Source organism: Curtobacterium sp. SGAir0471, from assembly GCF_005490985.1.
Taxonomy (GTDB): domain Bacteria; phylum Actinomycetota; class Actinomycetes; order Actinomycetales; family Microbacteriaceae; genus Curtobacterium.
The window spans coordinates 2,625,858-2,647,022 of the sequence record NZ_CP027869.1 but is presented as its reverse complement, the minus strand read 5'-3'; the positions used below and the strand labels follow the sequence as shown (position 1 = coordinate 2,647,022).

The following is a 21,165-nucleotide window of genomic DNA, read 5'->3' as shown; positions in this document are numbered from 1 at the left end:
AGGATCAGGCGTCAAGCGTCGAGGGCGTCGAGGTCGTCCAGGGCGCGGCGCGCGTCGGCGATGCGATCGGCCTCGGGGCGGGTCCACCACTCGGGGCCGCGCTCGCCGAGCCCGTGCTTCGCCAGGCCGTTCCGGTGCCGGGCCGCTGCGAGGGCCTCGTCGTCGCCCGCACGCTTCGCCGCCCTCACGCCGTTGCGTCCGCGGCCCAGGTGCGAGCGGAGGGCGGCGGCGAGCTCCTCGGGCAGCGCGGGGTCCGTGCGGCGCCGCCGTCGGCCGTCCACGACGAAGAAGTGGTCGTCGGGCTCGGCGGTCATGCTCCCGAGTCTGCACCGTCGACCGTGCGTAGGGTGGATCGGTGGCTCCCCTCCTCCGCGTCCCGCGCTCGGTCCGACAGGGGGCCGTCTCGATCGCGTACGGGGCGGAGACGACGCTCCGTCGGGCACTCTCCGCCGTGGCCGAGCGCGTCGGGTGGCGGCCCGCGCTCCTGCCGTACTCCGGGTACGCGAGCCCCGAGGGTGCCCGGGTCCTCGCCCGCGTGGTGCTCGCTCCGGCCGGGGTCGACCCCGCCGCCCGTCGTGGCATCGCTGCGTGGCGGCGCCTGCTGACCCTGGAGTGCCCGGACACCGAGGTCCGTGTCGAGTTCGCCGGCACGACCACGGTCGTGGCGAGCGATCCAGCAGGCCTGGTGGACGTCACCGTGCCCGTGCACGCAGCGCTCGGTGACGGTCCGGTCGACGCGAGGCTGTCCGTCGGCCGTCGCGTCGCCGTCCGCGTCCCGGTCCACGTCGTCACCGGCGGGCACGGCGTCGTGTGCGACATCGACGACACCGTGTGGGTGACCGGGATCGGCCACCCGCTGCAGGCGGCGCGGCGGACGCTGTTCGGCACGAGCTCGACCCGCGAAGCGGTGCCGGGCATGGCTGCACTCGTCCGCGAGGCGGCACGGAGTCAGCGGGGCGCTGCCGTCGTGTACCTCAGCAACGGTCCCTGGAACTTCGCCGGGGTCGTGACACGCTTCCTGCGGAAGAAGGGCTTCCCGGCGGGCGCCGTCCTCATGACCGACTGGGGCGTCGAGCCGACCCGCTGGTTCCGGGACGGCCAGGCGCACAAGCGGTCCTCGCTCGTGCGCCTGCACGAGGACCTGCCCGAGGTGTCATGGGTCCTCGTCGGCGACGACGGCGAGCACGACCCGGAGCTCTACGAGGCGTTCGCGCGCGCCCACCCGGCATCGGTCGACGCGATCGCGCTGCGCCAGGTCGCACCCGACGCCCCGGTGGTCGACGACGCGACCGACGTCGCCGGCGTCCCCGTCGTCCGCGGTCGCGACGGCCACGCGCTCCTGCCCCTGCTCCGTGCTGCGCTGGGCGAGCGGCGGAGCCCGTAGCGTCGGTGGTCGGCGGTAGACAGGTGTCGATGACGGAACCACGCGTGCGACCCATGCTCGACGTCAAGCGGATCTACGCCGAGGACGCCGCCCTCGAGCTCCCCCGTGGACAGGAGGTGCTCGGACGCTGGCCCGACGCCGAGATCGTGCCGGTGGCGTCGCACTGGAACATCCCCGAGGTGCACGGTGACGAGCGGAACGTGCAGCGCTGGGTCCGGATCAAGACCGAGGCGCTCGTGCTCGGCGTCAAGAAGTCGCTCGTCACCCGACCGAACGGGCGCTCCGCGGACTTCATCGCCCCGTCGACCGCGAACGGCTGCGCGATGGCGTGCGCCTACTGCTACGTGCCGAGACGCAAGGGCTACTCGAACCCGGTGACGGTCTTCGCGAACATCGAGCAGATCACCAAGCACGTCGCGCGGAACATCGCGAAGCAGGGACCGAAGACCGAACCGAACCAGTGCGACCCGGACGCCTGGGTCTACGACATCGGCGAGAACAGCGACTGCTCGGTCGACGCGATGATCAGCGACAACGTCCGCGACCTCTGCGACCTCTTCCGGATGACGCCCACGGCCAAGGCCTCCTTCGCGACGAAGTACGTCAACCGCGACCTGCTCGACTGGGACCCGATGGGTCGGACGCGCATCCGGTTCTCGCTCATGCCCCACGAGACGGCGAAGGTCACCGACATCCGCACGAGCCCGATCGCCGAGCGCATCGCCGCCGTGAACGACTTCGTCGATGCCGGGTACGAGGTCCACCTCAACTTCTCGCCGGTCATCGTCACGCCGACGTGGGAGTCCGACTGGGCCGAGCTGCTGCGACAGGTCGACGACGTGCTGTCACCCGCGGCCAAGGCGCAGCTCGCGGCCGAGGTGATCTTCCTGACCCACAACCAGCCGCTGCACGAGGTCAACCTCGGCTGGCACCCGAAGGCCGAGGACCTGCTCTGGCGCCCGGACCTGCAGGAGCAGAAGGTCTCGCAGAACGGCGCCGTCAACGTGCGCTACCGGTCCGGCATGAAGGGGCAGCTCGTGGAGCGGTTCCGCGAGCTCGTCGCCGAGCACCTGCCGTCCTGCCGCATCCGCTACGCCTTCTGAACCGGCTCGTTCGGGCGGACCCGGCGGAGACGACCGTGCCGGGCACAGCGAACGCCCGCACCGACGAGCGGTACGGGCGTCAGCGGTGGTCGACGGTCACTTGCCGTCGAACGCGTCCTTGGCCTTCTCCTTGTCGAGGCGACCCTCGCCCATGACCTGGTCCTTCTGGCCCTGGTGGGTGAGCTCCGCGTCGTCGGTGTGCTTGCCGACGGCCTCCTCGACCTTGCCGACGACCTTCTGCGTGACGTCCTTGGCCTTGTCTCCGAGCGACATGGTGTCTTCCTTCCTCCGGGAACCGCCGAGGGTCCCCGGCGCCTGTGGAACCGAGACAACCACGCCGCCGGCCCGGGTTCGCGGCCCGGTCGGAGGTTCGTGTACCCCGACCAGGCCGATCGGGGTACGACTACGGGACGAGTCGCTCGGCGCGGTACCGGTCGAACAGGTCGGTGAAGGCCCGCTCGGTCCGTCGGAACGCGGTGAACCCGGCCTCACGGCTCTTGCCCATGTCGGTGACGACCTCCATGGCGCGACCGAGGTCGGCGTCGGTGTGCCACCACGACGCCAGTCGCGTGATGTCCGGCTCGACCAGTCCGTACCGCTCGGCGATACCGGCCCACGCACCCTCGTGCGGGCTCATCTGCTCCTCGAGCGGCCGCGGACGGTCCTGGTACCCGATCACCCGTGCCGGGTCGACGCCGAGGTGGGCGGCGAGCCGCGGCCACATCCACCGCCACCGGAAGACGTCGCCGTTCACGACGTTGAAGGGCTCGTCGGCACCCTCGGGGCTGGTGGCAGCCCAGACCATGTGCTCGGCGAGGATGCCGGCGTCGGTCATGTCCGTCAGGCCGTTCCACTGCGCCTCGCTGCCCGGGAAGACGAAGTCGAGGTCGAGCTCCTTCGCCAGGGTGGCCTGCACGGCGATGGTGAGGCCCATGTTCATGGCGTTGCCGACCGCGTACCCGATCACCGTGTGCGAGCGGTGCACCGACCAGGTGAACCCCTGGCGCTCGGCGGCGGCGAAGAGCTCGTCCTCCTGCGCGTAGTAGAAGTTCGGGGTGTCGAGCCGCGGTTCCTCCTCGTGGAAGGGCGTGTCCGGCATCTCGCCCGCGGCGTACGCCTCGAACGGGCCGAGGTAGTGCTTCAGGCCGGTGACCAGGGCGACGTGCTCCAGCGGCGCGTGTGCCAGGGCGGCGAGCAGGTCGCGCACCATCCCACCGTTGACGCGGATGTTCTCGGCCTCGGTCTCCTGCCGCTGCCACGCGGTGAAGAACACGTGCGTCGGCCGTTCGGCCGCGAGCGCGGCTGTCAGGGAGTCCGGGTCGCGGAGGTCGGCGGCGACGGTGCGCACACCGTCGCGGGCGAGCGGACGGCGGGAGAGCGCGGTCACGGCCCAGCCGCGGTCGAGCAGGTGGTCGACGAGGGCGGAGCCGGTGATGCCGCTGGCACCCACGACGAGGGCTTCGGGACGGGCAGGGGTCGGTTCGGTCGTGTTCGTCATCGTGGTGGTGCAACGTACACGGGCGACACGTGTTCCCTACCGGGGGCGGCGGATCCGGATGGGGCCCTTCGCGGTCGACGGGTCGACGACGCTGCCGTTCTGGGTGATCTCGACCTCACCCCGGGCGACCATGCGACGCGCTGCCCGTCGTGCGGGTTCCATCAGGGGCCGCCAGTCGTCGGGTGCGAGCGACCGCGCGACCTCGGAGGGGCAGATGCTCGAGGACCGCGAGCGTGCGGCGAGCAGTTCGTCGATCCGCTGTTCGAGTGCACGGTCGGTGTCGTCGACGCCGTGCTTCCGGCACGCCGCCGAGCACCACTTCGCGTCAGGGGAGGCGGACGACGGCATCCGTCGACCGCACGACGCGCAGGTCCGCTCCGCGTGTGCCTCCTCCGATGCCGAGGCGTCCGCGGCGGTCCTGATCGCTCGTCCCATGCGCACCATCCTCGTCCTGCGGTCCGACACGGCCCACAGCCCAGGCTCGGCTGGCACGATCGGAGCGGTGAACGCCGACGACACCACCCCCGTCCGTCCCGCCGAACCCGCGTGGGTCGAGCACGCGATGTGGTGGCACGTGTACCCGCTCGGCGCCGTCGGTGCCGAGGTCCGTCCGTCGACGCCGGTCGACGACCGCCCGGTCGAACACCGCCTCCAGCGGCTCGTGCCGTGGCTCGACCACGTGGTGGACCTCGGGCTGAACGGTCTGCTGCTCGGCCCCGTGTTCGCATCCTCGACGCACGGGTACGACACCGTCGACCACTTCCGGGTGGACCCCCGGCTCGGCGACGAGTCGGACCTCGTGGCGCTCGTGTCCGCGGCGCACGAGCGCGGGATCCGCGTGGTGCTCGACGGCGTCTTCAACCACGTCGGACGCGAGCACCCGGCGTTCCGAGCCCTCGAGGAGCAGGGGCCCGGTGCTCCGACCGCCGAGCTGTTCGCGGTGGAGCGGTCGGGCTGGCAGGCCGGTGACCCGGTGCCGGTGCGCGACTTCGAGGGGCACGACATCCTCGTCGCCCTCGACCACGGCGGTCGGGCGGCGGAGGACCTGGTGGTCGAGGTGATGACCCACTGGCTCGACCGCGGGATCGACGGGTGGCGGCTCGACGCGGCCTACGCGGTGCCACCGTCGTTCTGGGCGCGGGTGCTCCCGCGGGTGCGCGAGCGCTTCCCGGACGCCTGGTCCAGCGGTGAGGTCATCCACGGTGACGCTGCGGCGATCGTGCGCGCCTCGACGATGGACTCGACCACGCAGTACGAGCTCTGGCAGGCCGTCTGGCACGGGATCGCCGACCGGAACTGCTTCGAGCTCGCGCACGCCGTCGAACGCCACGACGCCCTGCTCCCCACGTTCGTGCCCACCACCTTCGTCGGCAACCACGACGTCACCCGCATCGCGAGCGCGGTGGGGGAGCGGTTCGCCGGCCACGCCGCAGCGGTGCTGTTCACCGTCGCCGGGACACCGGTCGTGTACGCGGGCGACGAGTACGGCTGGACGGCGGTCAAGGAGGAGCGCGAGGGTGGCGACGACGCCGTCCGCCCGGAACTCCCGCCGGCGCCTCCCGAGGCGACCGGTCTGACCCACGCGCACGAGGCCCTGATCGCCCTGCGGCGGCGGAACCCCTGGCTGCACCGCGCGCACACCGACGTCATCCACCTGACCAACACGGCGGTGGTCCTGCGGACGGCGACGGCGGACGCTGCGGTGGTGACCGCCCTGAACCTGGCGGACGACCCCGTCGAGGTGCCCGCGGCCGACGCGACGCGGGTCGAGGCGGGCGGCGGCGACCTGCGGGACGGGACCCTGCGCCTCCCGGCCGCCGGGTGGGCCGTCCTGACCGCGTGATCCCACGGTGACCAGGACGCGAAAGCGACAGACCTCCACGGAACTTCCGTGGAGGTCTGTCGCTTTCGCGGGGTACTCGGGAGCAGCGAGCGCTACGAGCAGCGAGCGCTACGTGAGCAGCGGACCCTACTTGCGCGCGGACGCCGCCCGGCGCTTGTTGAACACGTCGAACGCGACGGCGGCGAGCAGCACCAGGCCCTTGATGAGCGACTGGTACTCGGTGCCGACACCGAGGATCGACATGCCGTTGTTCAGGATGCCGATGATGAGACCACCGACGATCGCACCCGGGACCGTGCCGATGCCGCCGGTGACCGCGGCGCCACCGATGAAGACGGCCGCGATGGCGTCGAGCTCGAAGCCGTTGCCGGCACCCGGGGCGGCGAGGTTGAGCTGGCCGGTGAAGACCACGCCCGCCAGGGCCGCGATGACGCCCATGTTCACGAAGAGCAGGAACGTGACGCGCTTCGTCTTCACGCCGGACAGCTGCGCGGCGAGGGCGTTGCCGCCGATCGCGTAGACGTGGCGACCGAACACGGAGCTGCGCATGACCACCGAGTAGATCACCACGAGCAGACCGAGCACGACGAGCACGATGGGCGTGCCGTTGTAGCTGGCGAGCAGCAGCGCCACGTAGATCACGAGGGCGGCACCGAAGGCCGTCTTCACGATGAACCAGGCGAACGGCTCGCTCTCGAGCTGGTACTTGCGCCGCGTGATGCGACCACGGAACGCGGTGATCACCATGACGGCGGCTGCCGCGATGCCGAGGATCATCGTGAGGGGCTCGTAGCCCGTGGTGCCGAACGACGGCAGGAAGCCGGAGCCGAGCGAGCGGAAGCCCTCCGGGAACGGCGAGATCTGCTGGTTCTGCAGCACGATCTGGGTCGCACCGCGGAAGGCGAGCATGCCCGCGAGCGTCACGATGAACGCCGGGATCCCGAAGTACGCGATCCAGAAGCCCTGCCACGCGCCGACGAGGGCGCCGACGACCAGGCAGAGGACCGCCGCGACGGGCCAGGGGAGTCCCCACTGCGTGATCATCACACCGGCCATCGCACCGCTGAAGGCGACGACGGACCCGACGGACAGGTCGATGTGGCCGGCGATGATGACCATCACCATGCCGATGGCGAGGATGAGGATGTAGCTGTTCTGGACGATCAGGTTCGAGACGTTGATCGGGGCCAGGGTGATGCCGTTCGTCGCCACCTGGAAGAAGATGACGATGACGATCAGCGCGATGAACAGGCCGATCTGTCGGAGCTGCCCGGTGAGGTAGCCGACGGCGGACTTAAGCGCGTTCATTGACAGGGGTCTCCCGTTCCTGGGTCATGTACTGCATGAGGACCTCTGGGGTGGCCTCGGAGCGGGGCACGTCGGCCGTGATCGTGCCCTCGGAGAGTGTGTAGATGCGGTCGCAGATGCCGAGCAGCTCGGGCAGCTCGGACGAGATCACGATGACGCCCTTGCCCTGGTCCGCCAGGTCGTTGATGAGCGTGTAGATCTCGTACTTCGCGCCGACGTCGATGCCGCGGGTCGGCTCGTCGAGGATGAGCACGTCCGGGTCGGCGTACATCCACTTCGACAGGACGACCTTCTGCTGGTTGCCGCCGGAGAGCTTGCCCGTCACGGCGTCGACGTTCGGCGCCTTGATGTTCATGCTCTTTAGGAAGCCGCCGGCGACGGTGGTCTCCTTCGACGCGTTCACGAAGCCCCAGTCGGCGAGCTTGCCGAGCGCCGAGCCGGAGATGTTCCGCTTGATGTCGTCGATGAGGTTGAGGCCGTACCGCTTGCGGTCCTCGGTGGCGTAGGCGATGCCGTTGTCGATCGCCCGCGTCACCGTGTTCGTCTTGATCGGCACACCGCGCTTGTAGACGGTGCCGGAGATGCCGGTGCCGTACGAGTGCCCGAAGACGCTCATCGCGAGCTCGGTGCGGCCGGCGCCCATGAGCCCGGCGATGCCGACCACCTCGCCCGCGCGGACGTTGAGGTTGACCTGGTGGATGATCTCGCGCGACCCGTCGAGCGGGTGGTGGACGGTCCAGTCCTCGATGCGCAGGAGCTCCTCGCCGATCTTCGGCTCGCGCTCCGGGTAGCGGCTGGACAGGTCGCGACCGACCATGCCGCGGATGATCCGGTCCTCGGAGACGTCGTCGGCGTGCATGTCGAGCGTCTCGATGGTCTTGCCGTCGCGGATGATCGTGACCTTGTCCGCGATCGCCTTGATCTCGTTCAGCTTGTGGCTGATGATGATCGCCGTCATGCCCTCGGCCTGCAGCGAGCGGATGAGGTCGAGCAGGTGCTCGGAGTCGTCGTCGTTCAGCGCGGCGGTCGGCTCGTCGAGGATGAGGAGCCGGACCTCCTTCGACAGCGCCTTCGCGATCTCGACGAGCTGCTGCTTGCCGACACCGACGTCCGTCACCTTGGTGACCGGGTTGTCCTTGAGCCCGACGCGCTTGAGGAGCGCCGCCGCCTCGAGGTTCGTCTGGTTCCAGTCGATGAGCCCGCCCTTGACGCGCTCGTTGCCGAGGAAGATGTTCTCGGCGATGGACAGGAACGGGCTGAGTGCGAGCTCCTGGTGGATGATCACCACGCCCGCCTTCTCGGAGTCGTTGATGTCACCGAACTGCACCGGCTTGCCGTCGAGCAGGATCTCGCCGTCGAAGGAGCCGTGCGGGTAGACGCCCGACAGCACCTTCATCAGGGTCGACTTGCCGGCGCCGTTCTCGCCGCAGATCGCGTGGACCTGCCCGCGCTCGACCTCGATCGAGACGCCCTGCAGCGCCTTCACACCGGGGAAGGTCTTGGTGATGTCCCGCATCTCGAGGATGGTGTCCGCCATGTGGACCGCCTTTCCGTCGTTGCGCGCGTGAGCGCGGGTGGAGACGGACTGGAGGCGCGGTGCGCCGGGTGCACCGCGCCTCCAGTCCTGTGAGTGGTTGCGACCGTGTCGCTCCCGCGACCGGCGTGCGCCGGCCGCGGGTCGGGGGACCTACTTGAGGTCGGCCTCGGTGTAGTACCCGCTGTCGACGAGGACCTCCTTGTAGTTGGCCTTCGTCACCACCGTGGGCTGGAACAGGTAGGTCGGGACGACCTTGACCTTGTTGTCGTAGCTCTTGGTGTCGTTGACCTCGGGGGTCTTGCCCGAGAGCAGGTCCTCGGCCATCGTCACGGACTGCTTCGCGAGCTTGCGCGTGTCCTTGTAGATGGTGGAGTACTGCTGGCCCGCGATGATCGACTTGACCGAGGCGGCCTCGGCGTCCTGACCGGTCACGATCGGCAGCGGACGGTCACCCGAGCCGTAGCCGGCGCCCTGCAGGGCCGAGATGATGCCGATCGACATGCCGTCGTAGGGCGAGAGCACACCGTCGAGCTTCGTGCCGCCCGAGTAGGTCGACGCGACGAGGTTCTGCATGCGGGCCTTGGCGGTCGCCGGGTCCCACTGCTGCGTGGCGGCCTGCGAGAGCTGGTCCTGGCCGGAGCCGATCTTCAGCGTGCCGTCCTCGAGGTACGGCTTGAGGGTGTCCATCGCGCCGTTGAAGAAGAACCCGGCGTTGTTGTCGTCGAGCGAGCCGGCGAAGACCTCGATGTTGAACGGGCCCTTCTTGCCGGTCTTCTCGCCCTTGTCGTCGAGCACGCCGAGGCCCGTGAGCAGCGACGTGGCCTGGTCGACGCCGACCTTGTAGTTGTCGAACGACACGTAGTAGTCGACGTTCTTGTTGCCGGTGAGCAGGCGGTCGTAGGAGATCACCTTGATGCCGGCCTTCGCCGCCTGGTCGAGCTGGTCGGACAGCGCCCCACCGTCGATCGACGCGATGATCAGGACCTTCGCGCCCTTCGTGATCATGTTGCTGACCTGCTGGGCCTGCTGCTGGACCTTGTTGTCGCCGTACTCGAGGTCGACCTTGTAGCCGGCCTTCTCGAGGTCGCTCTTGACGGCGTCGCCGTCCTTGATCCACCGCTCGGAGACCTTGGTCGGCATCGCGACGCCGACCAGGGCGCCCTTGTTGCCGTCCGCGGTGTCGCCGCCGCCGGTGGTCGCTGCACGGCCGCCGGCCGAGCAGGCTGCCAGGGAGAACGCGATGCCGAGGGCCGCGACCCCCGCGATGACCTTGCGCTTCATCATCGAAGTACCTCTGTTCCTCTCGCGTCGTCCTCGACGCGCTCGGGTGCTGGGGCTGCTGTGCCCCGTGGGATGTGCTCGTGTGAGCGCTCACATACTGAGGGTTCCGTTCCGGGGTGTCAACTCGTCGTGACCGTTCCGAGATGTTGTTGCGTCACGCGGACCGAGCGCTACGCTCGGCCAGGTGACCACGACGACCGCGCTCGGGGGCCCCGGCGGCAGACGCCGCAAGGCCCCGACGATCTTCGACGTCGCCGAGCGCGCGGGTGTCTCGCACCAGACCGTCTCCCGGGTGATCAACGGCGACCCCACCGTCCGTGACGCCTACCGCTCGCAGGTCACCGACGCCGTCGCGGAGCTCGGGTACCGGCCCCGCGCGGCCGCCAGGGCCCTCGCGGGCGGGCGCAGCCGTGCGCTCGGCATCATCACGGCGGGCGACGCGCTGTACGGACCGTCGAGCACCGCGGTCGGGTTCGAGCGGGCCGCCCGGTCGGCCGGGTACCACGTGCTGCTCTCGACGCTGCCGGACGACCCCCGACCCGTGGACCTGTCCGGCGCGCTCACCACGCTGCTCGCGCAGGACGTCGCCGCGATCGTGCTCGTCGCGGCCGACAACCGCGTGCTCGACGCCCTCGCGTCGCTGACGATCCCGGTGACCGTCCCCGTCGTCGTCGCGAACGCCGTGCAGCGCGATGCGGTCCGGACCCCCGCCGCGCGGAGCGTCGCCGCCGTCGCGATCGACCAGGCCGCGGGCACCACGCTCGTGATGGAGCACCTGTTCGCCCGCGGGTACCGCCGGGTGGTGCACATCGCCGGACCGGCGGTGTCACAGGAGTCCGAGGTGCGCCGAGCGACCTACGGCCGGATCATGCGCGAGGCGGGGCTCGAGCCGGTCGTGCTCGACGGCGACTGGACCCCGGCGAGCGGCTTCGCGGCGGCGCGGACGATCGACGTGCACGCGGTCGACGCCGTCTTCGCCGGGAACGACCAGATGGCGCTCGGGGTGCTCCACGCCTTCGCCGACGAGGGGCTCCGCGTGCCGGACGACATCGCCGTGGTCGGGTTCGACGACATCCCCGAGGCGGCGCACTTCACCCCGCCGCTCACCACCGTGCGGCAGGACTTCATGGCGATGGGGCAGCGGGTGCTCGAGGCGGTCGTGGCCGTGGTCGAGGGGGAGCCCCGCGACGAGACGCTGCTGCTGCCCGAGCTCGTGGTGCGGCGCTCCGCCTGAGCGGTTCCACCGGTCGCGGGTCCGGTCGTCGCGGTGCCTGCCCCCCGCCACGGTGGTCCCGGCCGAGGCGGTTCCGGTCGCACGACCTGCCGAGTGCTGCCGTTCCCGTCGCACGACATGCCGTCCGGCGCGGCTGCTGACGGCATGTCGTGCGACCCGGGCGGGGCCGACCTCAGGGGACGAGCGGGAGCCAGACGCGCATCGGGTCGGGCCCCCGGTTCGCCCAGGCGTAGTACGGCACCGCGATCGCGGTGACGGACGTGCCGGCCGGGAGGCCCGTGGCCGTGTCCGCGGTGCCGGCTGCGGTTGCGGGGGTGGTCGCGTCGGCGCTGCCGTTTGCGGTTGCGGGGGCGGTCGCGTCGGCAGCGGTGGTGGTGTCGGCGGTGCCGGCTGCGGTCGTGGGGGTGGCCGTGTCGGCGACGGTAGCCGCGTCTGCGGGGTCGGTCGCGGCCGTGGAGCCGGCCGCCCCGGTACCGGTGGTCGCGCCTGCGGGGTGGGGCGCGCCTCCCGGCCGGTCGAGTCGACGGTACGGCCACGCTGCCTGCTCGTGCCGCGCCGGGGCGTGCCCGGGCACGCGCAGCGTGACGACCCCGTCGAGCAGGTCGTCACGACGCTCCTCCGTGAGCTCGGCGTCGGCGTCGACCGTCAGGTCGTCGACCGTGAAGCCCTGCTGGTCGGCCTGCTCGACGGCGTAGACGAGCGGCCCGCGCTCGATGGCGACCTGGCCACGGGCCGCGTCGATGCGGGGGTCGGCGACGTACCGGTGCGGTGTCGTGTCGAAGGTGAGCTCGACGGTGTCGCCGGCGGTCCAGTCGCGCTCGACCACGTGCAGGGTGCCAGGGGCAGGGCTCGCCTCGCCTCCCGCGCCGGTGACGGACGTGACGTCGGACCAGGCAGGGATGCGCAACCCGAGGGCCAGCGGGCCGTCCTGGGCCACCGTGACGACCACGTGACCGTCGTGCGGGTACCCGGTGCGGACGTGGACCGGGCCGAGGTCGGCGTCCGCGTACTGGTGGACCTGCAGACCGCCGTCGGTGACGGTCGCCAGGTAGCCGTCGAGGCTCGCGAAGGTCCGCATGATGTTCGGCGGGCAGCAGGCGCAGTCGAACCAACCGCGGCGGCCGTGGGCGGGGGAGCGGTTCTCGTCGCGGTGCGCACCGTCGCGGTGCTGCAGCGGGTTGACGTAGAAGTACTCGGTGCCCGCGAGGCTGACCCCGGGCAGGAACGCGTTGTACAGCAGCCGTTCGATCGCGTCGGCGTAGACGGGCTTGCCGGTCGCGAGCAGCAGGCGCCAGGCCCACTGGATCCCGCCGATCGCCGCACAGGTCTCGGCGTAGCCGCGGTCGGTGGGGAGCTCGTACGGGTCGCCGAACGCCTCCCGGTCCCAGCGGGCACCGAGGCCGCCGGTGATGAACGCCTTCGTCGCCGTCATGTCCGCGAACTGCCGTTCGCTCGCCGTCAGGAGCTCGGCATCGCCGGTCTCGATCGCGACGTCCACCGCGCCGGCCGCCAGGTAGACGGCACGGACGGCGTGGCCCTCGACGGTCGTGGCCTCGCGGACCGGCACCCGGTCGGAGAAGTAGGTGGGCTCGCCGCCGGCGCGCTCGATCATCCCGTGGCCGCGGGCGTCGACGAACCAGTGCGCGAGGTCGAGGTAGGCCCGGTTCCCGGTCTCGCGGAAGAGCTCGACGAGGCCCGTCTCGACGACGGGGTGTCCGTCGACGTCCTGCGCGTGGTCGTCGCCGGGGCCGAAGGTGGCGACGAGGTGGTCGGCGTTCTTCGTGGCGACCTCGAGCAGCCCGGTGTCGCCCGTCGCCCGGTGCTGCGCGACGGCGGCCTGGTACAGGTGTCCGGCGCAGTAGAGCTCGTGGCTCCACTTCAGGTCCGTGTACCGCGCGCCCTCGCCGCGGATCTGCTGCACGGAGTCGACGTAGCCGTCCGCGGCCTGGGCGCGGGCGTACAGCGCGGTCACCTCGCGCTGCAGGGCGAGCAGGTCCTCGGCGGGGGCGCGGCCGTACTCCCACGCGACGGCCTCGAGCCACTTCGTCACGTCGGAGTCCATGAAGACCGGTCCCACGGCCTCGCCCTGCTCGTCGCCGGCCGCGATCCGGAGGTTCCGGAAGTTCCCGGCGGCGTCGAGCCGTTCGTACCCGCTCCGGATCGCGTCCCGTCCGTTGCGGTCCTGACGCAGGGCCCAGAAGCCGCCGGTGATCCGGGCACCGCCGACGGGGAGCGGACGGAGCGTCAGGTGCGCACCGGCGGTCGGGAGGGCCGGGGTCGCGGTGCGCGGGCGACGACCGGTCGTGGTGCCGTCGGCCGTCTTGGTGCCGGGCGTGGTGCCGGTCGTCGCGGCGGCGGGTGTGGTGCCGGTCGTGGCAGCGGCGCGTGTGGTGCCGGTCGTGGTGGTCATGGCGCCTCCTTGCGTCTGACGGGCGCCCGTCCGTACGGAAAGCGCTTTCCGTCGGTGACGCTACGGCACGGTCGGCGCGTGCACAAGAGGCTTCCGCGCTACGATCCCGACAGTCGACCCACCGGAAAGGACGTTGCCGTGCCCGTCGAGCCTCGGAGTCGCTCCGTCCGCATCACCGACGTGGCGGCGCTCGCCGGAGTGTCGATCGGGACGGCGTCGAAGGCGCTCAACGACACCGGGCAGCTGCGGGACGAGACCCGTCGTCGGGTGAAGGACGCCGCCGACAAGCTCGGCTTCGTCGGGGATGCACGGGCGCGGGCGCTGTCGTCCGGCCGGACCTTCACGGTGGGCATGATCACGACCGACTCGTTCGGACGGTTCACCATGCCCGTGCTGCTCGGGGCCGAGGACGCCCTGTCCGCCGGCGAGATGATGGTGCTCGTCGGCGACACCCGCGACGACCACGTCCGCGAGGCCCACTACCTCCGCACGCTCGTCGCCCGGGGCGTGGACGGCATCGTCGTCACGGGTCGGTCCGCCGATGCGCGCCCGCCCGTCGAGGTCCCACTGCCGGTCCCGGTCGTCTACGCGTTGACGCCGTCGACCGACCCGTCCGACGTGTCGATCACCCTCGACGACGCCGCCGGTGCCGCTGCGGCCGCCGCGCACCTGCTCGGACTCGGACGCCGGCGGGTGGCCGTGGTCACCGGGCCGGAGGACGCCCGCTCGGCGGTCGAGCGCGCACGAGGGGCCGCGGCGGAGCTCGGGGACCGGATGGTGGGCGCTGCGATGCACGGCGAGTGGTCCGAGCGGTGGGGGCGTCGGGCCGTGGACCTGCTCGACCGGTCGTCGTCGGCGGTCGACGCGGTGCTGTGCGGGAACGACCAGATCGCCCGGGGTGTGTGCGACCGGCTGCGTGAGACCGGACGGACGGTGCCGGGTGACGTCGCCGTCACCGGGTACGACGACTGGGACGTGGTGGCGCTCGCGTCACGGCCGCCGCTGACCACCGTCGACATGCGGCTCGACGAACTCGGGCGGATCGCGGGGCGGGCGCTGCTCGAGCTCGTGGCGGGCGGGACCCCGGCGTCGACGGCCGTGACCCCGTGGCTCGTCGTCCGCGGGAGCACCATCGGCGCGTAGCCCGGCTGCGCTGCTGCGCGGCTGCGCTGGCGTTCTCGGCGCACGACCTGCCGCTCAGTTCCGCCCGCAACGGCACGTCCTGCGACGAGGACGATCACCGACGGCGTGTCGTGGCATCGGGACGCGCGCCTTCGGTGCTCCGCCGCAACGACACCTGCGCGGGTGTCGAGCAGGCCGGGCGCTGCGGGCGTGTCCTCGTCGCACGACTTGCCGCCCGGAGATGCTCCGGTCGCACGACATGCCGTTCGCGGGGAAGTCGAGCGGCATGTCCTGCGACGAGAAGCTGCCCGCGAGCGCGGTGGGCCGCCATTCCGAGCGGGCAGGACGTGCCGCGTGCGTGCCGTCGAGCGGGTGAGATGCGTCGGCCATGGGCATCGAGCGTGACAGATCGTGCCCGCTCGGCACCGCCAGGCGGGGTTGGGCGGGTCGACGCGGCGGGGGCCCGGGACGGCGGCGCGCCGGTGCGTTGCACGCGTGAGCGCTCACGTGCCAGGATGTGAGCGCTCACGCAGGACGACGAGGTCTCGGGAGGACACATGAGCGACGACCGCCGACAGCAGGTCGAGGGCGGCCGCACGACCCTCGGCATCGAGCTGGGTTCCACCCGCATCAAGGCCGTGCTCGTCGACGAGCAGCTCCGCCCGATCGCGAGCGGCTCCCACGAGTGGGAGAACGAGTACGTCGACGGCCGGTGGACCTACCCGCTGATCGCCGTCGAGACGGGGGTCCGCGCGGCCTACGCCGACCTGGTCGCCGACGTCGAACGGCAGTACGGCGTCCGCCCGACGACCTTCCGCGCGGCCGGCGTCTCGGCGATGATGCACGGCTACCTGGCGTTCGATGCGGACGGCGAGCTCCTCGTCCCGTTCCGCACCTGGCGCAACACCTCGACCGGCCCCGCGGCCGAGCGGCTCAGCGCGGCCCTCGACTTCAACGTGCCGCAGCGCTGGTCGATCGCGCACCTGGTGCAGGCCGTGCTCGACGAGGAGCCGCACGTCGCACAGCTCGCCGGGATCACGACCCTGGCGGGGTACGTGCACCGCATGCTCACGGGCCGTGACGTCCTTGGTGTCGGCGACGCGAGCGGCATGTTCCCGATCGAGTCCGGGCCGGTCGACAGCGGGCCGGGGGAGCCCGGTCGCCGCGACTACGACGCAGCCATGCTCGCCACGACGCAGGAGCTGCTCGGCGAGCACGTCCCCGACCTCCGCGCCCTGCTGCCCGAGGTGCTCGTCGCGGGCGAGGACGCCGGCGCACTCACCCCCGAGGGCGCCGCGTGGCTCGATCCGACCGGCACGCTGGAGCCCGGCGTCCCGTTCTGCCCGCCCGAGGGTGACGCCGGCACGGGCATGGTCGCCACGAACGCCGTCGCCCCGCGCACCGGCAACGTCAGCGTCGGCACGAGCATCTTCGCGATGGTCGTCCTCGAACGGGCGCTCCGGACCCCGCACGAGGAACTCGACGTCGTCACGACCCCGGCGGGCGACGCGGTCGCGATGGTGCACTGCAACAACGGCGCGAGCGAGATCGCGGCCTGGGCCCGCGTCTTCGGCCGCTTCGCCGAGGCCACGAGCGAGCGGACCGGCGGCGCCTCCGTCGCGGTCGACGACGTCTACGCGACCCTGCTGGCCGAGGCGGCAGACGCCGACCCGGACGCCGGCGGGCTGCTCTCGTTCAACTACCTGGCGGGCGAACCCGTCACCCGGGTCGAGGACGGTCGACCCCTGCTGCTCCGCACCCCCGGCGCACGCTTCACCCTCGGCAACCTCGTCCGCTCCGAGGTGCACGGCGCCTTCGCAACCCTGGCGATCGGCATGGACGTCCTGCACGGCGAACAGGTCGCCGTCGACCGGATGACCGCGCACGGCGGGCTCTTCCGCACGCCGGGCACCCCGCAGCGCCTGCTCGCCGCAGCGCTCCGCGTGCCGGTCGCGCTGGAGGAGACCGCGGGAGAGGGCGGCGCCTGGGGCATCGCCGTGCTCGCGGCCTACCTCGAGCACACCGACCGCCCGCTCGAGGACTTCCTCGCCGACACGGTGTTCGGCGGCGAGGCCGTGCACGTCGCCGAGCCCGAGGAACGCGACGTCCGGGGCTTCCAGGACTACCTGGCCCGCTACCGAGCGGCCCTGCCCGTGCAGGACGTCGCAGCTGCGGCGACCCGCACCAGCGCACCAGCCGACCGGGCCGCACCAGCCGACCAGGCCGACCAGGCCGCACCGACCGACCAGGCCGCACCGACGGACCAAGCCGCACCCACCCACCAGGGCGAGCCGACCGACGTGGTCGAGGCGCGCCTCCAGACCGAACAGGAGCCGACCCGATGACCGACGCGCCCACCGACGACACGAGGAAGGCGGTCGCCGCCGCGCGGGAGCGGGTCGCCGCCCTGCACGGCGAACTCGTCCGCTACGGCCTGGTGATCTGGACCGGCGGCAACGTCTCGCAGCGGGTGCCGGGCACGGACCTGTTCGTCATCAAGCCGTCGGGCGTCGCCAGCGACGACCTGACCCCGGAGAACCAGGTGGTCTGCACCCTCGACGGTGTCCCCGCCGACGGGTGGGGCAACGCGCACGGTCCGTCGTCCGACACCGCGGCGCACGCGTTCGTGTACCGGAACATGCCCGAGGTCGGCGGCGTCGTGCACACCCACTCGACGTACGCCACCGCGTGGGCCGCCCGCGCCGAGGAGATCCCGTGCGTCATCACCGCGATGGCAGACGAGTTCGGCGGACCGATCCCGGTCGGGCCGTTCGCGATCATCGGTGACGACTCGATCGGCCGCGGCATCGTCGACACCCTCGCCGGTCACCGCAGCCGCGCCGTGCTCATGCAGAACCACGGCGTCTTCACGATCGGCAAGGACGCGAAGGACGCCGTCAAGGCGGCGGTGATGTGCGAGGACGTCGCGCGCACCGTGCACATCGCGAAGCAGGGCGGCGAGCTCGTGCCCATCGCCCCCGACGACATCGATCGACTCTTCGATCGCTACCAGAACGTCTACGGACAGAACCCCGAAGGAGCCATGCGATGACGCAGGTGAACCCCCAGGCCACCCTCGACAGCTACGAGGTCTGGTTCCTCACCGGGTCGCAGGGCCTGTACGGCGAGGAGACCCTGCGCCAGGTGGAGCAGCAGAGCAAGGCCGTGCACGCGGAGCTCGCGCCGACCGTGCCGGTGAAGCTGGTCTGGAAGCCGGTCCTCAAGGACGCCGACGGCATCCGCCGAGCGCTCATCGACGCGAGCGCCGACGACCGGGTCATCGGTGTCACGACGTGGATGCACACGTTCAGCCCGGCGAAGATGTGGATCGGCGGCCTGCAGGCGCTCACGAAGCCGCTGCTGCACCTGCACACGCAGGCGAACGTCGCGCTGCCGTGGGGCGACATCGACTTCGACTTCATGAACCTCAACCAGGCCGCGCACGGCGACCGCGAGTTCGGCTACGCCCTGGCACGTCTCGGCGTCCGGCACGCGACCGCGGTCGGGCACGTGTCCGACCCCCGCGTGCAGCAGCGCGTGTCCGACTGGACCCGCGCCGCAGCCGGTGCCGCCGCCGTGCGCGAGCTGAAGCTGACCCGCTTCGGCGACAACATGCGCTACGTCGCCGTCACCGAGGGCGACAAGACCGAGGCGGAGATCGAGCTCGGCGTGCAGGTGAACACCTGGGCCGTGAACGAGCTCGCGGCGGCGGTCGAGGCGGCGGAGGCGGACACCGCCGCCGTCGACGCACTCGTCGCGGAGTACGACGGGTCCTACGACCTCGTGCCCGAGCTGCAGGACGGCGGCGCCCGTCGCCAGGCGCTCCGTGACGGGGCCGCGATCGAGCTCGGTCTCCGTGCACTCCTGGAGCAGAACGTCTCGGCCGCGTTCACGACGAACTTCGAGGACCTCGGCACGCTCAAGCAGCTGCCCGGACTCGCGGTGCAGCGGCTCATGGCCGACGGCTACGGCTTCGGCGCCGAGGGCGACTGGAAGACCGCGGTCCTCGTCCGCGCGATGAACGTCGCCGGCGCGGGGCTGTCCGGTGGTGCGAGCCTGATGGAGGACTACACCTACGACCTCACCCCGGGTGCCGAGAAGATCCTCGGCGCCCACATGCTCGAGGTCTCGCCGACGCTCACCACGACGAAGCCGACCCTCGAGATCCACCCGCTCGGCATCGGCGGCAAGGACGACCCGGTCCGCCTGGTCTTCACCGCCGACGCGGGTGAGGCCGTCGTCGTCGCCCTGTCCGACACCCGCGACGGCTTCCGCCTCACCGCAAACGTCGTCGACGTCGTGCCCCCGACCGAGGCGCTGCCGAAGCTCCCCGTCGGCCGTGCCGTGTGGGAGCCGCGTCCGTCCTTCCCGGTCGCCGCGGAGGCCTGGCTCACCGCCGGTGCCGCCCACCACACGGTCATGACGACCGCCGTCGGCCTGCAGGTCGTCGAGGACTTCGCGACCATGGTCGGCACGGAGTTCCTCGTCATCGACGAGCACACGTCGGCCCGCACCTTCAAGGACGAGCTCCGCCTGCAGCAGGCGTGGCACCGTCTCGACCGCGGGTTCTAGGACCGTGACCGTGGCCGCGACGACGCGCACGAACTGGGCGGGGAACGTCACCTACCGTGCATCCCGGCTGGAACGCCCCACCTCGGTGGCGGCGCTCCAGCAGCTCGTCGCGGCCACGCCGCGCCTGACGGCGCTCGGGTCGACGCACTCGTTCAACGAGATCGCCGACACCGACGCCGTCCAGGTCACGCTCGCCGGCCTGCCGCCGCTGCTCGAGATCGACGCCGACCGTCGGGTGGTGCGGGTCGCCGCCGGCATGACGCACGCACAGGTGGCGGCCGGTCTGGAGGCTCGTGGCTGGGCCCTCGCGAACCTCGCCTCCCTGCCGCACATCTCGGTCGCCGGCGCGGTCGCCACCGGTACGCACGGCTCCGGCGTCCGCAACCCGTCGCTCGCACAGGCGGTGGTCGGTCTCGAGGTCGTCCGCCCGGACGGCTCCGTCGCGTCCGTCGATGGGTCGACGCCGGACGACGCGCTCGACGCGCACCGGGTGGCGCTCGGCGCGCTCGGGGTCGTCACCGCGGTCGAGCTCGCGATCGAGCCGTCGTTCGAGGTCGCCACGACGGTGCACCTCGACCTGCCGTGGGACGTCGTCCTCGGACAGTTCGACCAGGTGGTGTCGGACGCGTACTCGGTGTCGCTGTTCACGTCCTTCGACGACCGCGGCGCCCGGCAGGTCTGGACGAAGCACCGCGCGGACGAACCCGCGCCGTCGGTCGACCTGGTCGCGCTCGGCGCCCGCCGTGCCGACGGCCCGGTGCACCCGGGGGAGAACGACGCCGCGAGCGTCACCGAACAGGGCGGTGTGCCCGGGCCGTGGTCCGAGCGGCTGCCGCACTTCCGGTCGACGTTCGAGCCGTCCACGGGCGCCGAGATCCAGGCCGAGTACCTGGTCCCGGCGTCGTCGGCCGTCGCCGCGCTCGAGGCGCTCCGACCACTCGAGCCGGTGTTCGCGCCGCTGCTCATCGCCGCGGAGGTCCGGACGATCGCGGCCGACACGGCGTGGCTCGCGCCCTCGTCCGGCCGACAGTCGGTCGGGCTGCACTTCACCTTCCGTCGGGATGCCGCCGCGGTCGCCGGCGCGGTCGAGCGGATCGAGGAGGCCCTTGCGCCCTTCGACCCCCGCCCGCACTGGGGGAAGGTCTCGGCCGCGAGCGTCGAACGTCTGCACGAGGCCTACCCGCGGCTCGACGACTTCTCGGCGCTCGCCCGGGACGTCGACCCGACCGGGCGCTTCCGCAACGCGTTCCTGGCGCGCCTGCTGTCCTGACGCGTCTGCAGTCCTGACGCGGCGCAGTCCTGACCGACGGGGTGTCCCTCGCCGCTGGCTGCGACGAGGGGCACCCGCATCCTCAGCCCTTGCGGAGCAGGTCGACCAGCAGTCTGGTGGTGTTCACGAGCAAGCTCGCGATCCCCAGCCAGAGTGCGTGACGCCTGTTCCGGCCGTCGTCGTCTTGCGACATCGAGGACCTCCTGGTGTCGTCGCCGGCGGACACGAAGAGCGTCGAGCCAGGGGTGCGAAGCCGAGCGGGCTCGGCTACCATCAGTCCGAGCGCTGAGCTCGGGGATGGTGTTGCATCCCTGGCCCTCCACTCGGGAGGCGAACTGAGGCCCGGATCTGTTCCAGCAGATCCGGGCCTCGCGCGTTCACCTGGCCGCGCTCCGGCGGGTGCGCGGCCGAGGAAACCCTACCGAACCGTCCGGTGATGTACCACCGATCCGTCGCGCCTCCGTCATCCTCGGCCTCGTCAGTGGTGCGCTCTTCTTCGTCCGGCTGGCAGAGGTGTTCGGCTGAGAAGGCGCTCCCAGCGCACTCGAACCTGATCGGCGGGTGGCGCACTGCTCCGTCGCTGAGTGCTCACATGTGTGATCA

17 protein-coding genes are annotated in these 21,165 nt (G+C 71.7%); 9 read left to right on the top strand and 8 right to left on the bottom strand.

Features of this window, described 5'->3' with window-relative positions:
* Positions 1–11: 11 nt before the first annotated feature.
* Positions 12–314 (bottom strand): biopolymer transporter Tol, encoded by a 303-nt coding sequence (locus C1N91_RS12290; protein WP_137767938.1) that lies wholly within the window; start codon positions 312–314, stop codon positions 12–14.
* A 41-nt stretch (positions 315–355) separates the two neighbouring features.
* Between C1N91_RS12290 and C1N91_RS12285 the strand changes: the two genes are divergently transcribed.
* Positions 356–1,384, top strand: a complete 1,029-nt coding sequence (locus tag C1N91_RS12285) for a phosphatase domain-containing protein (protein WP_137767937.1) — start codon at positions 356–358, stop codon at positions 1,382–1,384.
* 29 nt (positions 1,385–1,413) lie between these two features.
* On the top strand, positions 1,414–2,487 hold the full coding sequence (locus C1N91_RS12280; RefSeq protein ID WP_137767936.1) for a spore photoproduct lyase family protein: 1,074 nt from the start codon (positions 1,414–1,416) through the stop codon (positions 2,485–2,487).
* Positions 2,488–2,583: 96 nt separating this feature from the next.
* Here the strand turns inward: C1N91_RS12280 and C1N91_RS12275 are convergent, their stop codons facing one another.
* The 3 genes from C1N91_RS12275 to C1N91_RS12265 form a co-directional block, all read right to left on the bottom strand.
* Positions 2,584–2,760 (bottom strand): CsbD family protein, encoded by a 177-nt coding sequence (locus tag C1N91_RS12275; protein WP_137767935.1) that lies wholly within the window; start codon positions 2,758–2,760, stop codon positions 2,584–2,586.
* A 130-nt stretch (positions 2,761–2,890) separates the two neighbouring features.
* Positions 2,891–3,985, bottom strand: coding sequence for an SDR family oxidoreductase (locus C1N91_RS12270; RefSeq protein ID WP_137767934.1), 1,095 nt, complete (start codon positions 3,983–3,985; stop codon positions 2,891–2,893).
* A 36-nt stretch (positions 3,986–4,021) separates the two neighbouring features.
* Positions 4,022–4,420: a DUF3253 domain-containing protein gene (locus C1N91_RS12265; protein ID WP_137767933.1), complete on the bottom strand. Its 399-nt coding sequence runs from the start codon at positions 4,418–4,420 to the stop codon at positions 4,022–4,024.
* A gap of 127 nt (positions 4,421–4,547) precedes the next feature.
* Between C1N91_RS12265 and C1N91_RS12260 the strand changes: the two genes are divergently transcribed.
* A complete protein-coding gene (locus tag C1N91_RS12260) occupies positions 4,548–5,828 on the top strand; it encodes an alpha-amylase family glycosyl hydrolase (protein WP_175416101.1) in 1,281 nt (426 codons plus the stop codon).
* 126 nt (positions 5,829–5,954) lie between these two features.
* Here the strand turns inward: C1N91_RS12260 and mmsB are convergent, their stop codons facing one another.
* From mmsB to chvE, 3 genes are all read right to left on the bottom strand, one after another.
* Entirely contained in the window at positions 5,955–7,136 is a 1,182-nt protein-coding gene (gene mmsB / locus C1N91_RS12255; RefSeq protein WP_058730080.1) for a multiple monosaccharide ABC transporter permease, read from the bottom strand.
* On the bottom strand, positions 7,123–8,673 hold the full coding sequence (gene mmsA, locus C1N91_RS12250) for a multiple monosaccharide ABC transporter ATP-binding protein (RefSeq protein ID WP_137767931.1): 1,551 nt from the start codon (positions 8,671–8,673) through the stop codon (positions 7,123–7,125). Before mmsA ends, mmsB begins: the two co-directional genes overlap by 14 nt.
* 150 nt (positions 8,674–8,823) lie before the next feature.
* Positions 8,824–9,957, bottom strand: coding sequence for a multiple monosaccharide ABC transporter substrate-binding protein (chvE, locus tag C1N91_RS12245; protein ID WP_058730078.1), 1,134 nt, complete (start codon positions 9,955–9,957; stop codon positions 8,824–8,826).
* A gap of 181 nt (positions 9,958–10,138) precedes the next feature.
* Here chvE and C1N91_RS12240 point away from each other — a divergent pair, with 181 nt between their 5' ends.
* Positions 10,139–11,188 (top strand): LacI family DNA-binding transcriptional regulator, encoded by a 1,050-nt coding sequence (locus tag C1N91_RS12240; RefSeq protein WP_137767930.1) that lies wholly within the window; start codon positions 10,139–10,141, stop codon positions 11,186–11,188.
* Between the two features lie 172 nt (positions 11,189–11,360).
* Here the strand turns inward: C1N91_RS12240 and C1N91_RS12235 are convergent, their stop codons facing one another.
* Positions 11,361–13,598 carry a glycoside hydrolase family 127 protein gene (locus C1N91_RS12235; RefSeq protein WP_254678241.1) on the bottom strand — a complete coding sequence of 746 codons (2,238 nt, stop codon included), beginning with the start codon at positions 13,596–13,598 and terminating at the stop codon, positions 11,361–11,363.
* A gap of 138 nt (positions 13,599–13,736) precedes the next feature.
* Between C1N91_RS12235 and C1N91_RS12230 the strand changes: the two genes are divergently transcribed.
* From C1N91_RS12230 to C1N91_RS12210, 5 genes are all read left to right on the top strand, one after another.
* On the top strand, positions 13,737–14,741 hold the full coding sequence (locus tag C1N91_RS12230) for a LacI family DNA-binding transcriptional regulator (RefSeq protein ID WP_137767929.1): 1,005 nt from the start codon (positions 13,737–13,739) through the stop codon (positions 14,739–14,741).
* A gap of 536 nt (positions 14,742–15,277) precedes the next feature.
* Positions 15,278–17,065, top strand: coding sequence for a xylulokinase (locus C1N91_RS12225; RefSeq protein ID WP_137767928.1), 1,788 nt, complete (start codon positions 15,278–15,280; stop codon positions 17,063–17,065).
* Positions 17,062–17,772, top strand: coding sequence for an L-ribulose-5-phosphate 4-epimerase (locus C1N91_RS12220; protein WP_137767927.1), 711 nt, complete (start codon positions 17,062–17,064; stop codon positions 17,770–17,772). The genes C1N91_RS12225 and C1N91_RS12220 overlap by 4 nt, the downstream gene beginning before the upstream one ends.
* Positions 17,769–19,292, top strand: a complete 1,524-nt coding sequence (araA, locus tag C1N91_RS12215) for an L-arabinose isomerase (RefSeq protein ID WP_137767926.1) — start codon at positions 17,769–17,771, stop codon at positions 19,290–19,292. The genes C1N91_RS12220 and araA overlap by 4 nt, the downstream gene beginning before the upstream one ends.
* Positions 19,293–19,302: 10 nt before the next feature.
* Positions 19,303–20,562 carry an FAD-binding protein gene (locus C1N91_RS12210; protein WP_175416010.1) on the top strand — a complete coding sequence of 420 codons (1,260 nt, stop codon included), beginning with the start codon at positions 19,303–19,305 and terminating at the stop codon, positions 20,560–20,562.
* The last annotated feature ends 603 nt before the right edge of the window (positions 20,563–21,165 follow it).

What these genes read in the sequence shown, in the direction of transcription:
- C1N91_RS12290 (WP_137767938.1), bottom strand. Translation starts at nt 314, where the DNA reads ATGACCGCCGAGCCCGACGACCACTTCTTCGTCGTGGACGGCCGACGG.
- C1N91_RS12280 (WP_137767936.1), top strand. Translation starts at nt 1,414, where the DNA reads ATGACGGAACCACGCGTGCGACCCATGCTCGACGTCAAGCGGATCTAC.
- C1N91_RS12275 (WP_137767935.1), bottom strand. Translation starts at nt 2,760, where the DNA reads ATGTCGCTCGGAGACAAGGCCAAGGACGTCACGCAGAAGGTCGTCGGC.
- C1N91_RS12270 (WP_137767934.1), bottom strand. Translation starts at nt 3,985, where the DNA reads ATGACGAACACGACCGAACCGACCCCTGCCCGTCCCGAAGCCCTCGTC.
- C1N91_RS12265 (WP_137767933.1), bottom strand. Translation starts at nt 4,420, where the DNA reads ATGGGACGAGCGATCAGGACCGCCGCGGACGCCTCGGCATCGGAGGAG.
- C1N91_RS12260 (WP_175416101.1), top strand. Translation starts at nt 4,548, where the DNA reads ATGTGGTGGCACGTGTACCCGCTCGGCGCCGTCGGTGCCGAGGTCCGT.
- mmsB (WP_058730080.1), bottom strand. Translation starts at nt 7,136, where the DNA reads ATGAACGCGCTTAAGTCCGCCGTCGGCTACCTCACCGGGCAGCTCCGA.
- mmsA (WP_137767931.1), bottom strand. Translation starts at nt 8,673, where the DNA reads ATGGCGGACACCATCCTCGAGATGCGGGACATCACCAAGACCTTCCCC.
- chvE (WP_058730078.1), bottom strand. Translation starts at nt 9,957, where the DNA reads ATGATGAAGCGCAAGGTCATCGCGGGGGTCGCGGCCCTCGGCATCGCG.
- C1N91_RS12235 (WP_254678241.1), bottom strand. Translation starts at nt 13,598, where the DNA reads ATGACCACCACGACCGGCACCACACGCGCCGCTGCCACGACCGGCACC.
- C1N91_RS12225 (WP_137767928.1), top strand. Translation starts at nt 15,278, where the DNA reads ATGAGCGACGACCGCCGACAGCAGGTCGAGGGCGGCCGCACGACCCTC.
- C1N91_RS12220 (WP_137767927.1), top strand. Translation starts at nt 17,062, where the DNA reads ATGACCGACGCGCCCACCGACGACACGAGGAAGGCGGTCGCCGCCGCG.
- araA (WP_137767926.1), top strand. Translation starts at nt 17,769, where the DNA reads ATGACGCAGGTGAACCCCCAGGCCACCCTCGACAGCTACGAGGTCTGG.